The sequence below is a fragment of the Aequorivita capsosiphonis DSM 23843 genome (assembly GCF_000429125.1).
Lineage (GTDB): Bacteria > Bacteroidota > Bacteroidia > Flavobacteriales > Flavobacteriaceae > Aequorivita > Aequorivita capsosiphonis.
This window is the reverse complement of the sequence record NZ_AUBG01000001.1, coordinates 1-15,080: the sequence shown is the minus strand read 5'-3', so window position 1 is coordinate 15,080 and position 15,080 is coordinate 1. Positions and strand designations below refer to the sequence as shown.

16 protein-coding genes are annotated in these 15,080 nt (G+C 34.4%); 15 read left to right on the top strand and 1 reads right to left on the bottom strand.

The annotated features are described in order from the left end of the window. Positions 1-63 precede the first annotated feature (63 nt). Genes G440_RS0100105 through G440_RS0100095 form a run of 3 tightly spaced genes read left to right on the top strand, consistent with a single transcriptional unit; the run spans position 64 to position 3,226 of the window. Positions 64-594, top strand: coding sequence for a BfmA/BtgA family mobilization protein (locus G440_RS0100105; protein ID WP_342663945.1), 531 nt, complete (start codon positions 64-66; stop codon positions 592-594). Between the two features lie 12 nt (positions 595-606). Then, positions 607-1,635 (top strand): MobB family relaxase, encoded by a 1,029-nt coding sequence (gene mobB, locus G440_RS0100100; protein ID WP_026449447.1) that lies wholly within the window; start codon positions 607-609, stop codon positions 1,633-1,635. A gap of 10 nt (positions 1,636-1,645) precedes the next feature. Next, positions 1,646-3,226 carry a type IV secretory system conjugative DNA transfer family protein gene (locus G440_RS0100095; protein WP_026449446.1) on the top strand — a complete coding sequence of 527 codons (1,581 nt, stop codon included), beginning with the start codon at positions 1,646-1,648 and terminating at the stop codon, positions 3,224-3,226. A 38-nt stretch (positions 3,227-3,264) separates the two neighbouring features. Here the strand turns inward: G440_RS0100095 and G440_RS0100090 are convergent, their stop codons facing one another. Continuing rightward, the gene (locus G440_RS0100090) at positions 3,265-3,618 is read right to left on the bottom strand and encodes a hypothetical protein (RefSeq protein WP_026449445.1); all 354 of its coding nucleotides are present in this window, start codon (positions 3,616-3,618) and stop codon (positions 3,265-3,267) included. Between the two features lie 159 nt (positions 3,619-3,777). Between G440_RS0100090 and G440_RS0100085 the strand changes: the two genes are divergently transcribed. The 12 genes from G440_RS0100085 (at position 3,778) to G440_RS19080 (ending at position 13,527) form a co-directional block, all read left to right on the top strand. After that, positions 3,778-4,884, top strand: a complete 1,107-nt coding sequence (locus tag G440_RS0100085; RefSeq protein ID WP_245574802.1) for a tyrosine-type recombinase/integrase — start codon at positions 3,778-3,780, stop codon at positions 4,882-4,884. A gap of 71 nt (positions 4,885-4,955) precedes the next feature. Further along, on the top strand, positions 4,956-5,426 hold the full coding sequence (locus tag G440_RS0100080; RefSeq protein WP_026449443.1) for a hypothetical protein: 471 nt from the start codon (positions 4,956-4,958) through the stop codon (positions 5,424-5,426). After that, positions 5,419-5,595 carry a hypothetical protein gene (locus G440_RS21100; RefSeq protein ID WP_157417756.1) on the top strand — a complete coding sequence of 59 codons (177 nt, stop codon included), beginning with the start codon at positions 5,419-5,421 and terminating at the stop codon, positions 5,593-5,595. The genes G440_RS0100080 and G440_RS21100 overlap by 8 nt, the downstream gene beginning before the upstream one ends. Before the next feature lie 525 nt (positions 5,596-6,120). Then, a complete protein-coding gene (locus tag G440_RS0100070) occupies positions 6,121-6,858 on the top strand; it encodes a hypothetical protein (RefSeq protein WP_157417754.1) in 738 nt (245 codons plus the stop codon). Positions 6,859-7,006: 148 nt separating this feature from the next. Then, a complete protein-coding gene (locus G440_RS0100065) occupies positions 7,007-7,378 on the top strand; it encodes a hypothetical protein (RefSeq protein WP_026449441.1) in 372 nt (123 codons plus the stop codon). A 21-nt stretch (positions 7,379-7,399) separates the two neighbouring features. Further along, positions 7,400-7,672: a hypothetical protein gene (locus G440_RS0100060; protein WP_026449440.1), complete on the top strand. Its 273-nt coding sequence runs from the start codon at positions 7,400-7,402 to the stop codon at positions 7,670-7,672. Between the two features lie 226 nt (positions 7,673-7,898). After that, positions 7,899-8,462, top strand: a complete 564-nt coding sequence (locus G440_RS20480; protein ID WP_051285033.1) for a hypothetical protein — start codon at positions 7,899-7,901, stop codon at positions 8,460-8,462. Between the two features lie 1,132 nt (positions 8,463-9,594). After that, entirely contained in the window at positions 9,595-9,813 is a 219-nt protein-coding gene (locus tag G440_RS20475) for a cyclic nucleotide-binding domain-containing protein (protein ID WP_051285031.1), read from the top strand. A 68-nt stretch (positions 9,814-9,881) separates the two neighbouring features. Then, complete coding sequence (locus tag G440_RS0100035) at positions 9,882-10,508, top strand: DUF998 domain-containing protein (RefSeq protein ID WP_026449438.1); 627 nt, start codon at positions 9,882-9,884, stop codon at positions 10,506-10,508. A 2-nt stretch (positions 10,509-10,510) separates the two neighbouring features. Further along, the gene (locus G440_RS0100030; RefSeq protein WP_026449437.1) at positions 10,511-11,050 is read left to right on the top strand and encodes a hypothetical protein; all 540 of its coding nucleotides are present in this window, start codon (positions 10,511-10,513) and stop codon (positions 11,048-11,050) included. A gap of 226 nt (positions 11,051-11,276) precedes the next feature. After that, complete coding sequence (locus tag G440_RS0100025; protein WP_026449436.1) at positions 11,277-11,693, top strand: VOC family protein; 417 nt, start codon at positions 11,277-11,279, stop codon at positions 11,691-11,693. A 325-nt stretch (positions 11,694-12,018) separates the two neighbouring features. Beyond that, complete coding sequence (locus G440_RS19080) at positions 12,019-13,527, top strand: serine hydrolase domain-containing protein (RefSeq protein ID WP_245574801.1); 1,509 nt, start codon at positions 12,019-12,021, stop codon at positions 13,525-13,527. Positions 13,528-15,080: the final 1,553 nt, after the last annotated feature.

Here is a 15,080-nt window from a genome sequence, read left to right as displayed (position 1 = left end):
TGGTTCTAAAATTTTGTCCGCGGGCGGACAAATTGGAGAAGCAAGAGGGTAACACGCTGCGCGATGTTAGAACTCCAATTCACTTTACAAATCATTGGTTTTAAGCGCTTTGAGTTTTCGAGATATCTTAGACAAGTCGGGTTTACACTATTTTTTCACGGAAAAAGCATCTCGCACCAACAAAACCAGCAAATATTTCACGAAAAAATGGATAATGGATATGAAAAAGAACAGTTCGAGAGCTTGAGTATAAAGAAATCTGTGGCTAAAAAATTCCGGAGTTATTGCAAGTCGATTTCAAAGTCGCAGTCAATGACATTGTTGCTAATGTTGGAGTTTTTTCGAGATCACGGAATTTCTCCAATGGACTCTCTTGGACCGCATTTAATGGCTTCGGAAGTGCGGATTCTAAAAAGAATAAATGCGGTAATTGCGATTATGAGAGATATGGAAAAAACGCAGACTAAACCAACCGCAGCGATGATACTTTCCCTTTTTGAAGAGTCAGTACCTAATGAAAAACCGCTCATTTTAGAAAAGAAAACGGTGGTGGAAAAACCTCTGAAATATGGCGAACGTCAGGATGAAAATTAAAAAACAACAATAATGTATATCACCATCACACCTCAAAAATTGGGGAGTAACTATACCCAAAGTGTTTCCGATTTTGTGAATTATCTGGAAAAGGAAAACCAAGATCTGGAACTCGAAAATGAAGAATTCTTTTTCAATCAATATGGCGATAGAATATCGGCTAAGGAAGTGGTGCACGAAATTGATGGTAACACCGCCAAACTTAAAAAGATTGAGCCTAAGTTTTATTCTATTACAGTCAGCCCTTCTAAATATGAATTGAAACGTTTACAAAATCACAGTGAGGATCTAAAAAAATGCACCCAGGAAGTGATGAAAGACTATGTGTCTTGTTTCAATCGTGAAATAAACGGTAGGCCCATCACTATTGATGATATTAAATACTATGCGAAAATAGAACATCAACGAACCTTTAAAGGATCGGACATTAAAATTCGCGAGAACCAAGCTTTTGCTACAAAAATACTGGAATTAAAAAAGGAAATAAGAACAATTCAGTTAGGTGATAAGGAGGGAAGTATCAAAACCCTGGAAAAGGAAATAATGAAACTGGAACGGGATGCTCCCCATCAGCAAAATGGTGAGCGTATTGTTCGGGGAATGAAAAAGGAAGGCAACCAGACCCATATCCATATTATTGTTAGTAGGAAGGATGCTTCCAACGCGTTCAGTCTTTCCCCTGGTAGCAAATACAAATCATCTGAGGTAATGATGAACGGTAAGTTAGTAAAGAGAGGATTTGACCGAGACCAATTTTTTACTAAAGCAGAACAAACTTTCGACAGGACTTTTGGTTACCAACGCAATTTTGTGGAAACCTACCGAGCCAGAAAGAAATTTATAAAAAATTCGAATTTCTATTTTTCTGCGTTGCTACAATTACCAACGAATGAAAAGGCCATTGCCTTTAAATTGATGCGGGAATCTGGAATGCCTATTCAAAGCATTCCAACAAACTCAGCACAATTGGCATTGAAAGTATTCAATAGATTGAGGCGGGGAGTGGAGGTGGCAATTAAATCCAGTTCGATTGGGATCTAATTTATAAACTATGGACTTTAATAATCCAATAATAATTATTTCTGTTATTACAACAGCCGGCTTAATTTTTTATGGTCTGTTTCGCTTGATGAAATATGCCTTTTGGATAAACTTATTTTTCATTGCCTGGATGCTTTATTATATATCCTTTTCCATTAGTTTGTCAAGTTCCTTACTTTATTTTGGATGTCCGATACTATTGATAAATACGATACTTTATGTGTTTTTTCAAAAAGATGATAATTCATCTAAAGCTGGTTCCAAATATGAAGTCCATTTTAAATTAAATCGAGGGGAATTCAAAATCCAAAATATTAGGAGGGGCGCTTCGATAATCGGAGCTGCAGGTAGTGGAAAAACGGAAAGTGTCGTGTATGGGTTTCTAAAACATTTCAAAAAACATTCGTTCTGTGGGGTTATTCACGACTACAAGGATTTTGAAATTACGGAAATGGCCTACCCACTTTTTAAAGATTCTGATATTCCCTTTTATATCATCTCTTTCGATAAAATAATTCATCGGGTGAACCCCATCGCCCCGAGATACCTTGAAAATGAGGAAAGCGTAAATGAAGTTTCCAGGGTTCTTATTGAAAACCTTTTGGAACAACGAGAAGCTGGCACTACGGGAAGTACCAAATTCTTTAATGATGCGGCAGAGGGGCTGATCGGTGGACTTATCTGGAAACTCCGAACTTCATATCCACAGTATTGTACATTGCCACATCTTATTGCTATCTACCAGTATCTCGACACTGAAAGTTTGGTTGCTTTTTTAAGTTCAAATACCACTTCCCGAGCAATGGCGGATGCCTTTATAAGTGGAAAGGATTCCGAAAGACAAACGGCAGCGGTAAAGAGCACCTTGGCAAATGCCTTAAAGCGGATTAGCACGCAACGCATATTTATGGCACTTTCCGCAGATGAAGTGCCACTTAATATAAATAATCAGGATAATCCAGCGGTGATTTCGGTAGCGAACAATCCAAAGTTTGAAACAGCCTATTCCCCAATAATTGCTACAATAATCCACACTATTACCAAACAGATGAGTGTGCGAAATTCGCTTCCTTCCTTTTTGATGATGGAAGAAGCTCCAACAATTCGATTGCTAAATATGCACCGTATTCCTGCCACTTTGCGGAGTTATGATATATCAACTATATATGTGATGCAGGACAAGATACAGAACGATATGATGTACGGTGACAAGGCTAGCAAAGCGATTTTGAGCAACCTTTCCTATCAATTCTTTGGAAAAGTCAATGACCCGGACACTGCTAAATATTACGAACGCTTTTTTGAGATTGTTAAAGATCCAACCAAAAGTATAAGTCGGGGTCATAACCTCGATTTTGATACACGAATAACAACAGGGGAGAAGGAGATTCCTAAAATTCGAGCGGGTGTGTTTTTCCGGTTGAAGCAGGGAGAGTTTATTACGTATGCGGATGGGAAGGATAAAAAGGTCCAGTTTCAGTTGCAGAAGATTCAAAGAAGTTTGCCCAAGGGAGTGAAAGAGTATTCTAAAGCAGATTTGGAGGATAATTTTGAACGGGTTTATGTGGAGGTGAGATCTATTTTTAAATAGGTTAATATATATAACATTGGATCAATAATAAAAGGGAACTAAATCTTGCGTACAACTAAGATCTCATCATCAGAGAATTCCATCCAAGCGAGATCATAAACATAATAGAACGTTTTATTTTTTGAATTTATGTGAAAATGGGTGTGGTATTTAAAGCGGAAGTCTTTTTTCTCAAGTAAGTTTCTATAGATTTTTAGCTGCGTTTTATTCTTTCCCAAGGTCTCTAATAAGATTGCGTAGTTGCGTTTTAAGTAGCCGTTTATTTCTATAGCGGCAATTTTGGAGGCATAGCGAATTTTTTTGTGATATTCATTTTTACAGTGGACGGAGCAGAAAATTTTATCTGCCCGTCCTTTGATCGGTTTTTCACATATCTTACACTTCCTATCCATATAACTTTCTATAGTACAGACAAATATACATATTCGTTCTTAACGGATATATACGTTTATAGTCGTTTGCCATAGTATTTAGGTTATTTTATTTCTTTAAGTTTAAATAAAGCATTTGACAAAAGAGTCATGGAACGGAAAAGTAAAACTCATATTATAATGTATATCCCACAGGTCCAGGCGGGGAGAATAAAGTTTTTTATTCCGTATAAAATGGAGCGCGAACGCGCGGCTTTTAAAAAGCTTGACAGCTCCTTTTATCATTACCACCAAAAGCTTTGGAGTATTGTAAACACTGCAGAGAATATTAAAAAAATTCAATTGCTGTTTGGCGATAAGCTAATAAAACAGGCCACCCAAGGTCCTCTGGTGATCCCACAAATAGCAATTTCGGAAAGCATACAGGCTGAGTTGGATTGCAACCATCAAAAAATGATTTTAAAAGGTTTTAGTCAAGCCACCATTCGCAATTACCAAAGCAATCTGACTCAATTTTTTCAATATTTTGAATCTGTTGCCTATCGCGAAATAACCAAGGAGCAGATAGAGGGTTTCGTATATCATTTAATTAGCAAGTATAAAATAAGCGACCAAAAGCAAAACCAATTGATAAATGCAATAAAGTGCTATTACGAGCATACTTTAGGAATGCCGCGGGAATATTATAACGTCACTAGGCCTAAGAAAAGTAAAGACCTTCCAGATGTGCTGAGTAAAGAAGAAGTAGCTGCCATTTTAAATTATCCAAGCAATATAAAGCACAAAGCAATACTCCATGTGCTCTATGCAGCGGGCTTGCGTGTGGGGGAAGTGGTGCGTTTGCGAATAGCTGACGTTCGTAGCGATGATGGGTATCTTTTTATAAAGGATAGTAAAGGCAAAAAAGACAGACATTGTACGCTTAGCCCTTTGCTTTTGGATTTATTGCGAAATTACTATCGAGAATATAAACCAAGCTATTGGTTATTTGAGGGGCAGGAGGGTGGACAATATACTACACAGAGCATACAACGTATGTATCGCCAAGCTGTAAAGGGTACCAACAGCAACCCGTGGAGCACACCGCATACGCTGCGCCATAGTTACGCCACCCATCTTATGGAACACGGAGTAAACATACGTTACATTCAAAGTTCGATGGGCCACGCCAGCACAAAAACTACGGAGGTTTACACGCGTGTATTAGGAATAAATAACAAAACTTTAACAAGTCCTTTGGATACGTTGTATGAATCAACTAAATTTGGAAAGAACAAACCGAAATAGCATGGTGTACAAGTGCGATATATACGTCACTCCATGTTTGTATATACCCATGTTGTACCCAATTTGAAAAAATGACCGAACTAACATTTGAAATAAATTCTAACGAAGAAATTTGGGGACTTTTAGATAAAAAACTGAATTCAATTTTCATCCATAAATTCCTTCCGAATGAAATAATCGAATGGTGGCAAACGGACTTAAAAACACAAAGCGGAATTGAACTCAAGAATTTAAATGTTCGACAGATGGAAATGGATGTCCAAACTGACTTGAACGGTTTGAAAGAAATACTCGAATTGAACACAAACCAATTGCGGATTTACCAATTTGACAAACCTATTTCGGACACTTTAGAAATTCAAAGATTGGCGGAAAATAACCGAGATCTGATCTTAAAACAAAACGGATTAAAACACTTCTTCTTTATAGACTTTGAGTTTATAACGATTGGAAGTTTTGAACCTGAATTTATAAACGGAATTGAATTGAATCCAAAATTTGAAGAACGGATTGCGGAAAGAAAACAAAAATTGAGTGAATAAAAAACTGGGTACAACACAGTATATAAGCTATGGCTTGGTCTGTGCCTACTTGGAAAATCCTGCGGATTTCCCAAAGCCAGTTTTTATTTGGAGAGGTTCGTGCCAACACACGCCACAGCTCATATACATAAACGTTGTGGGCCAGTTAGAAGAACCAAAAGTTAGCTAATAATTCTCAGGCTTATTTGCCAAAATGAAAACACGGTTTTTAGGCTAAGGAATCCCAAAATGCCATCTTAAGTAATTGTTTATTTACGAAGGATGGTTTAATGATTCTCTGGATGAAGATTTTTTTGGCAAATGTTTATTTACAAAATCAGAGCTGGGCATTTTGAGATTCCGACGATCGTAGTTTCTTATTTGGTTAGGATAGTAGATGACTCAAGTGGATGAAGATTTTTTTGGTAGGTATTTATTTGTGAAAATTAAAAACCGTGTTTTCGGCAAGCTCCAAAGGCAAGTTCTAATCAGCAAAAGCCTGTGAAAAAGGGAAACCGGCCCACAACAAAAGGCTATAAGCAATGCTGGGTTCGTGTTTAATCCAAAATCAGGTGTATATTTACGAAGTCGCCAAAACTTCATTTTGGCGTAAAGTGAGAATTTAAGTAAAAAATAAAGTTTTGGCTTCGTGCTTATTCCGAAAATCAGTTCGTTTTTGGCGCACTGCTCATAGCCAGACCGTTAGCACCAATTTATGAAAAACATTCTTACAACAATATTAATCTTGTTCTCAACAAATCTAATATTTGCTTGTATGTGTAATAACCCAAATATTACGCAAAGAATCGCCCAATCTGATTTTGTAGCATCAGCTAAAATATTAAAAGTCACACCAAACGAGATTGATACAATCTATGACAACGTTGAAATAGAAATAATTGAAATCTATAAAGGAAAAACAACTACAAAGATAAAAACAATGTCTTATGGTAGTTGTGGTTTTAATGTTTGGGAAAATTCGATTTGGTTAATATTCGCAAAAAAAGACACTAACGGGAATTTAAGTTTTGGATATTGTTCTGGAGCAAAACAAATTGACAAAAAATTTAATTCCACTAAATATCCAAATGCTAAAGAACGATATGATGAGAGAATAAAATCTGAATTGGAATTGTTGGATTTTTTAAAGGATGAAAAAATAGTTCCACAAAACGAGTTTAATATTTCTGCAATGATTCAACCAGAAGAACATTTTAATTCTAGAAGATTTATATATAGTAATGAAAGTACTGTAACAGCTATACGTCCAATTATTTTCGAATTGACTATTAATAAAGACCTTTCTATTAAAAAAGTAAAAATATTACAGAATTTAAAGGACAAAAGACTTGAAAGCGAACTTATAAATTATATTAAAGAGAATATTATAGTCATTCAAAAAGAAAAATTGTTGGAAATTCCACACAAAACAAAGATTTTATTTGAAATATAAGAAAAACTGGTGCTAACACTGTATATAAAAAATGCGTAGTTTAGTGCTAAACCAATTGAAAGTGCGTACTTGCTTTCATCCGATTTTCGTTCCGAAAATCCTCTGACACAAATACGCACTTTTCATATACTAAACCGTTGCCACACATATGAAAAAACTACTTGCATTGATTTTAATTCTGACTTTAAATTCTTGTTTTTTCTATAAAAAAGACGGAATAGAAGTTCATATCGAAAACAATTCAAGCGAAACTATATCGAATATTGAATTTACAACGAGTGAAAAAGTTAAGACCATAAATATTGATAGCATAGAACCAAATAAGTCTGTTAGAGAATTTTTATCAATGAGCAAGAATAAATCTGATGGTTCATACTCGCTAACTTTTGACAGAAAGAATGGTCAAAATGGAAAAAGTGGTGGCGGATATTATACAAACGGAAGTTCGCTTGACCATTGGGTTGATTTTATTGTGGAAAATGATACAATCATTGTAAAATTTGATGCGCCGATTTACTAAATTGACTGATTAACAATATCTATGAAAGATTTTTTACGAAAGAAAATTTCAGTTTTATTTATTTTTTCAATTCTATCAATTTTGTTGTGTCTTACAATAATCATTTTTGACTTTAAATCTGTAAATGACCCATTTGGTTATGGATTGATTGCAATGACAGTAGGAATTGGTTTAGGCTTATTTGGAATATTGGTTGATTTTATTTTATCGCTGATTATTAAAAATAAAATAGCCTTAAACATAACGGAATTAATTATTGTTACTCTATTTTTATGGTCAGTTTGGCCTGAATAAATACGTGTGGCAACAACGTATATAGCTCATAGCTAATTAGTTGCTTAATCAAAGTTTCGGCATATTTGCGAAGTCCGCCAAATTTTTTAATTTGGCTTATTGAAAAGAAAAGGTAATAAGAAAATTAAAAAATTCGGCTCGTGCTTAACCGAAAATAATCGCTAATTTACACGCTACGAGCCATATACAAATCCGTTGTAGCACATTAAAACCAACCAACATACGAATGAACAAAATCGTAGTTTTTCTATTCTTTTTAGCAATCGGAATTATTTCCTGTAAAAATCCTGAAAAGGAATCTGACAAATTAGAAATTGCTAAAAAATTCTACATTGCGATTGACAATTCAAACCCTTCAAAAACAACTGAATTAATTACCGAAAGATTTACGACCATTGACGACGGATTTGAACAAAAATATAGTGGAAATGAATACGCTGAATGGGTAAAGTGGGATTCTGTATTCCAACCGACTTACGAAATACTCAAAATCGAAAAAGAAAATGGAATTGTAAAAGCTAAAATTTCAAAAACGGACAAGCGAATTTTCTTTCTTCATCACGAACCTATTATTACAGACGAGATTATCCAATTTGAGAATAATAAAATAAAGAATATCAACAGGACATCTGCCTCGTTTAACGTTAAGGAATTTATTCAAAACAGAGATGAACTTGTAAATTGGATTGCGGAAAATTATCCTGAATTGAATGGATTTTTAAACGACCAAACTAAAGGTGGCGGAATTAAATATTTAAAGGCGATTGAACTTTATAAAATTAAAAAATAACGTGCTACAACAATGTGTATAATTCATTGCTAGTTAGAGCCTACTTACGAAAATTCCGCTGGAATTTTCTATCTGTGATTTGTTTGCTAACTTTAGTGCTTAAACACGCAACGAAATCATACACTAGACCGTTAGCACACAGTTGAACAGACCAAGAAAAAGCGGAAAATCCATCGAAATTTTTTGATTTTTAAGAGCTGAAACTGGAAAAACAAATCGAAACTGAAAAACCATTGCGCCGAAATTATCACTCAAACGGATTTGCCAATGGAAATTTCAACCCGAAAGTTCTTTACAAAACTGGAAAAACCTTTGCCTGAACAAAGTTTCGGCTGAAAAGCAATCCCGAAGTTTCGGGAGTCAAAACATTGCGCCGAAATCAACTCTGACGGAAAAAACGGAACTGAATCGGATTTTTTTTTGCTGTTTAAGTGCAAAACCGAAAAGTCCGTGCTTCTCAACCGAACCAAATCTGGCGGAAAAATATTGCGACGGAACTGAATGCAGAAAACCGTAACGGAATTTAAGCGGAAATTATTAAATTGGACTTTTAAAAAACATTGCGTCGGACTTTACTCTGACGTGAAAAAAATAACAACAGCGGAAAGAAAAAAACCGTGTGCTAACACCGTGTATAAGCTATGGCTTGTCCTCGCTCATCTGGAAAATCCTGCGGATTTTCCTCGGGCAAGTACCTGTTTGGATTGTTCCGTGCTTAATTCACGCCACAGCTCATACACATAAACGTTAGCAACAAGGCAAAAAAACAATCGACAAAATCGAAAATTTAATAAATCATATTACGAATTTCATTCCAGTATCAAACGAGCTAAAATGCCGACTCATTTCAATTTGTAAAACAGAAACCTTTCCTAAAGGTCATTTTCTTCATAAACCTCATAGAACTTGTTCGAATACTTATTTTATAAACAAAGGACTTACGAGACTTTACTACAAAAAAGGAGATAAAGAAATTACAGATAGTTTTTCTGCAGAAAATGAATGGATAACATCCATTTATAGCTTTCTTCAAAATATCTCAGATCTTTTCCATATTCAAACTTTAGAAGAAACAGAACTTATTAAAATTTCTATAACCGACCTTGAAAACTGCTTTCAAGATTTTCCTGAAATGGAACGATTTGGAAGAATGTTGATTTCTAAATATTTTTTGGAACAATCGGAACGTATCATTTCACTTCAGTTTAATTCTGCTAGTGAACGTTATCAATTCTTTGAAAAAACCTCAAAAAACAAATTACAAAGAGTCCCTTTAGGAATGCTAGCCTCTCATTTAGGAATGACTCAAGAAACATTGAGTAGAGTTAGGGCAAGAAAAAGCACTTTTTGATTTAAGTCAAAATCAATAGAGAGATAAGTCATTACTTTTGTATGCCAAATACTTAACAACAAAAAAAAATGACGAATCGAAACTATGCAATCCTAGGTCTAATCTCACCTATTTTATTTGGAGCTACCTATTTCATAATGGCAAATCAAAGACCAGAATATAGCTTTTTATATAAACTAGTGAGCGAACTCGGTTCTCTTGACGCACCGAACAAGTGGACTTGGAATATCCTTGGTTATATAATACCAGGTATTCTAATTTCTATGTACTCTATTGGACTGTATAAATCAATGGCGGAAAAAAAATCATCCAAATTACCTTTGATCGGTATTTTTTTGACTGGCTTCTTTCTTATGTTTTCTGGTGTTTTTCCTGCAGATTTAGATAATCGTTCATCAATAACGACTATCTTTCATATGATTGGAAGCTACGGAAGTTATCTATCTTTTCTAATCGGTACTTTTACTTATTCAAAATTGATGAAAGACAATAATTACTGGAAAAGTAGCAATGTTACGTTACTGATTTTCGTATGGTTAACTATTGCCTCGGGAACTTGGTCTTGGTTTTTTCCCAATATCCCATCTGTGGGTCAACGGGTTAATTTTTTCTTTGTCTTTGCTTGGATAGCTTATACAGCAGTTAAGCTTTATAGACTACCGAAAGAAAATCCAATCCCTAATAAATTAAATTAAAAATGAATTTTGGCAAAAAAGATAAGGTTGAAATATTTGAAAATGCCATTAGTTGGCTTGTAGTTTTTGCAATGTTTGTTTACGGAGGCACTAAATTATTGCAATTCGAGAGTGCAATAGAAATTGATAAAACGGTATCAGAAATGACCGGAATGGAGTTAATGTGGGCGTTTTATGGTTACTCAAAATTATTTGCGATAACACTAGGAATTTTTGAGATTATTGGGGGGTTATTTATTCTAATAAAAAAAACACGAATCATTGGGTGCTTATTTACTTCAACTATACTGGTCAACATCATATTTCAAGATATTTATTTTGGTGTCCACCTTGGGGCATTGAGGGCAGCATTATTATATCAAATATTGATTTTAATAATATTATGGTTAAATAAAGAAAAACTCAGAAGAAGTATTAAAATGCTATTAAAGTCGAAAAAAATTGAACAACCGAAATTGAAATTATTTTTAAAACTATTTATTGCTTTTATTTTATTTGTTGGGTTGAGAATAGCAGAATATTACTTTACTGTAAGAGTATAAAGCCCAGTTGCTAACACCGTATAAAATTAATTGCTGGTAATAGCCTATTTACGAAAGTCCTCGCAGACTTTCTATCTGGTTTTTATTTGCTAAATTAGTTGCTCAAAACACGCAACTAATCTTATACAAACACGTTGTGCGCAAGCTGAAAAAAGGATCGTTTCTATCCAAAGGTCGATTATAAAATCAAACTTTTGGCATAAATTACCAAGAAGAAAAATATAAAATGAAACCAAAAAAAATCTGGGCAAATTTAGGAGTAAACAATGTCAAAAAAACTCAAGAATTCTACGAAAATTTAGGATTTAGAATCAATGGAAAACCAACAAGTGAATTAATAAGTTTTTTAGTTGGCGATGGTGATTTCATTATCCATTTTTTTAAGAATGAGGAATTAAAATCAAGTCTTGAAGGCGAAATTTCTGATTTGAATAAAGGAAACGAAATTATGTTTACTCTTTCGGCAGAAAGTAAAACGGAAGTGAACGAATGGATTAACGAAGTTGAAAATGCTGGCGGAAAAATAGTTTTTGATCCTCGAAAAGATAAAAAAGAAATGTATGAGGAAAACGGGTTTTACGTTTTAGTATTTTCTGACCCAGATGGGCACAAATTTAATGTGTTTTATAATACTAATAATTAACAAAAAGAAAATGACAATGGAAAAGCCTGCGCACAACAGCGTGTATAGTTAATTGCTGCTTAAAGCTTTTCCCGGGATCTGTGCTTTTTTGCTGGGTCGCTATTAAAGCCATTTAGGGATATTATTTTTTCATTTCGGTTCGCAAAACCAAAAAGGTTTTGCAAACCCAAACACTTATAAGGTTAAAATCGCTTTAATAGCTTGTTGCCTTAACCGAAAATTATGGCTATTTTTAACGCAACTAACCATACACAATTACGTTGGTGGTAATTCAAAACAGCCATTCGTTTAACATTAAACCCCAATATTCATAAAAAAACTTAAAATGATTATACGATTAATATCTCTTTTAATTCTTCTTCTTTCTTTTACTCTCAGTGCGCAAAAAGGAACAAAAGAAATTGACCAATTTGTAAATAAACTAGACAATCAAATTCCTAAATTATTAAATGATTTTTCTGTTCCTGGAGCAGGAATTGCAATTATAGAAAATGGGGAAATAATATTATTAAAAGGTTATGGCTATTCAGATATTGTTAAAGGAACTAAGGTAACAACTAAGACAGGTTTTAATATTGGGTCTATTTCCAAAACTGTTGCTGCTTGGGGAGTAATGAAACTAGTGCAAGAAGGTAAAATTGAACTTGATGCTCCAGCCGAAAAATATCTTACTAGATGGCATTTGCCAAAATCTGAATTTGATTCAGATAAAGTGACGATTAGAAGACTCTTAAGTCATACAGCTGGATTATCATTACACGGATATCCAGGTTGGTCTCCAAAAGATAATTTACCCACTATTGAAGAATCTTTAGATGGTAAAAATAATGGTCCCGGACGTGTGGAAATCATTATGGAGCCAGGAACAAAATGGAAATATTCAGGAGGTGGGTTTACTATTCTGCAACTAATCATTGAAGAAGTTACCAAGCAAAAATTTGAAGATTATATGCAAGCCGAAATATTAAATCCTCTAGGAATGACCAATAGTAGTTATACCATAGATGAAAACATATTAAAAGCGTCATCACTAGAGCATAACAATTTTGGTGAAGTCATAGACTTTGAACTGTTTACAGCCAAAGCAGCTGCAGGTTTACATACAACTATTGAGGATTTTTCAAAATTTGCACTAGCTAGTCTCTATAAAAACAAAAAATATACTCAAAATATTTTATCAACTCATAGCTTAGAACTGATGATGACACCAGTTCCTGTTTCAAATGATAGTTATGGCTTAGGCTATCAAAAGGAATTAATGTCAACCAATATGACTATATACGGACACGGAGGCGCTAACACAGGCTGGCAAGCTTTATTTATGATTAACCCTGACACAAATGATGGTTTTGTAATGTTAACTAACGGTGGAGCTGGAAGTAATGTTTTTAGCCAAGTAATTTGTGAATGGTCACATTGGTTAACTGATAAAGAATCGTTGGACAGTTGCATCGTCCTACCTTCCATAGCTAATAAAATAAAGCAAATAATAGACACCAAAGGTGTTGGTGATATTAAGAAATTATACTTCGAATTAAAAAATAACCAACAAGATAAATACAATTTTTCTGAGGGACAATTAATCGATTTAGGTTATTATTATCTAAGTAAAAACAAAAATGACTTTGCAATTGCTGTATTTGAAATAAGCGTTGAAGCATTCCCTAATTCCTTTAATGCTTTCGATAGCTATGCTGAAGCTCTTTTAAAACAAGGCGAAAAGAAAAAAGCGATAGAAAATTATAAAAAATCAATAAAACTAAATCCAGAGAATATAAATGGAATAAGAGTTTTGAAAAAGTTAGGAGTAACTTTAGAAAATATAAAACAATAAATAAAAACTACCACCAACAACGTATATAGCTCATAGCTAATTAGTTGCTTAATCGAAGTTAAGGCATATTTACAAGTCCGCCAAATTTTTTAATTTGGCTTATTGATAAAAAAGGTAATAAGAAAATTAAAAAATTCGGCTCGTGCTCAACCGAAAAGTTATTGCTAATTTGCACGCTACGAGCCATATACAGAGACGTTGTACGTAAGCTGACCAGACCAACAAAATTGCAGGTTCATTCAAGATTTTTAATTCTATCAACAAAAAAACAACGCTGAATTGATTACGCAAAAAGATCTTAAAAAAAGGAAAACCAAAAAACGTTTTGTAGATCGAAAATAAAACTTTCGACAAAATTTTGGATTGAATTTAAACGAGAAAAATCATCTAAAAAAGAAAAATCAGAAATGCACCAAAACAAACTCGGAACGGATTTCCCAACTTCGTTGATTTAATCGAAAATTTAGATCACCAATGATTCTTCCAAAAAATATTTAAACTCAAGCTTTTTGGTTTTTAATCTACAAATCAAGCCCAAATGCTCCAAAATCCTGAAATCAGCAACCCCAATACTCGCTCAAAAGAAGATAAAAATCTTCAAAATATCGGTTTCTGCATCTAAAATTCCAACTCAAAAGAGGCTTAAAATGTCAAAATATGAAAACTGGGACTATTTAAAACAACCAACTGAATAGGAAGAGCCTACGTACAACAGCGTGTATACTTAATTGCTGCTAAAGGCTTTTTTCCGAGGTCTGTGATTTTTTGCTGGGTCGCTATTAAAGCCATTTTGAAATGTTATTTTTCCATTCCGGTTTGCAAAACCTTATCGGTTCTGAAAACCGAAAAGGTTTCGCAAACCCGAATATTTATAAGGTTAAAATAGCTTTAATAGCTTATTGCTTCAACCGAAAATTTTAACTATTTTGCACGCAACTAAGCATACACAATTACGTTGTGGGAGAGTTTAATGAGGTAAAAGTTGGGTTAACAATACTCAAAAACAACTCGGAAAAGGTTCAGGAATATCAGCAAAAATGAAAACACGGTTTTTAGGCTGTGGAATCACAAAACACCCACTGTGGTAGTTTTATCTCTAGAATGGACCGTAAACTCTTAGCGGAACGGATATTTTTTTGGCAGGTGCACATTTACTGGATCAAGGCTGGGCGTTTTGCGATTCCGAGAAAGGCAGTCTTGTATCTGCAAAGGCCTGCTGAGCCAATCAGTACGCTCAATTTTAGCCGGTGTTTATTTACTGACAATAAAAACCGTGTTTTCGGCAAGATCAGATGGCCGGTTTCTGTCCGGGATGGCCAAAGCTTGGGGAAACCCTCCCACAACAATGCATAAACACAATAGCGGCCAAGAGAAAAAACCAAAAGTAATTTTATATATTTAAAGTCTGGTATAAATCAAAAAGACAGTGCGTGGATCCCGCTACTGCGTTTATTCGAGACGTTGTGGGCCAGTTAGAAGAACCAAAAGTTAGCTAATAATTCTCAGGCTTATTTGCCAAAATGAAAACACGGTTTTTAGGCTAAGGAATCCCA

Excerpts from the sequence above, each read along its gene's own strand:
- mobB (WP_026449447.1), top strand. The coding sequence starts at position 607 with ATGTATATCACCATCACACCTCAAAAATTGGGGAGTAACTATACCCAA.
- G440_RS20480 (WP_051285033.1), top strand. The coding sequence starts at position 7,899 with ATGAACAAAATCGTAGTTTTTCTATTCTTTTTAGCAATCGGAATTATT.
- G440_RS20475 (WP_051285031.1), top strand. The coding sequence starts at position 9,595 with ATGGAACGATTTGGAAGAATGTTGATTTCTAAATATTTTTTGGAACAA.
- G440_RS0100105 (WP_342663945.1), top strand. The coding sequence starts at position 64 with ATGTTAGAACTCCAATTCACTTTACAAATCATTGGTTTTAAGCGCTTT.
- G440_RS19080 (WP_245574801.1), top strand. The coding sequence starts at position 12,019 with ATGATTATACGATTAATATCTCTTTTAATTCTTCTTCTTTCTTTTACT.
- G440_RS0100080 (WP_026449443.1), top strand. The coding sequence starts at position 4,956 with ATGACCGAACTAACATTTGAAATAAATTCTAACGAAGAAATTTGGGGA.
- G440_RS0100065 (WP_026449441.1), top strand. The coding sequence starts at position 7,007 with ATGAAAAAACTACTTGCATTGATTTTAATTCTGACTTTAAATTCTTGT.
- G440_RS0100090 (WP_026449445.1), bottom strand. The coding sequence starts at position 3,618 with ATGGATAGGAAGTGTAAGATATGTGAAAAACCGATCAAAGGACGGGCA.
- G440_RS0100085 (WP_245574802.1), top strand. The coding sequence starts at position 3,778 with ATGTATATCCCACAGGTCCAGGCGGGGAGAATAAAGTTTTTTATTCCG.
- G440_RS0100070 (WP_157417754.1), top strand. The coding sequence starts at position 6,121 with ATGAAAAACATTCTTACAACAATATTAATCTTGTTCTCAACAAATCTA.
- G440_RS0100035 (WP_026449438.1), top strand. The coding sequence starts at position 9,882 with ATGACGAATCGAAACTATGCAATCCTAGGTCTAATCTCACCTATTTTA.
- G440_RS0100095 (WP_026449446.1), top strand. The coding sequence starts at position 1,646 with ATGGACTTTAATAATCCAATAATAATTATTTCTGTTATTACAACAGCC.
- G440_RS0100060 (WP_026449440.1), top strand. The coding sequence starts at position 7,400 with ATGAAAGATTTTTTACGAAAGAAAATTTCAGTTTTATTTATTTTTTCA.
- G440_RS0100030 (WP_026449437.1), top strand. The coding sequence starts at position 10,511 with ATGAATTTTGGCAAAAAAGATAAGGTTGAAATATTTGAAAATGCCATT.
- G440_RS0100025 (WP_026449436.1), top strand. The coding sequence starts at position 11,277 with ATGAAACCAAAAAAAATCTGGGCAAATTTAGGAGTAAACAATGTCAAA.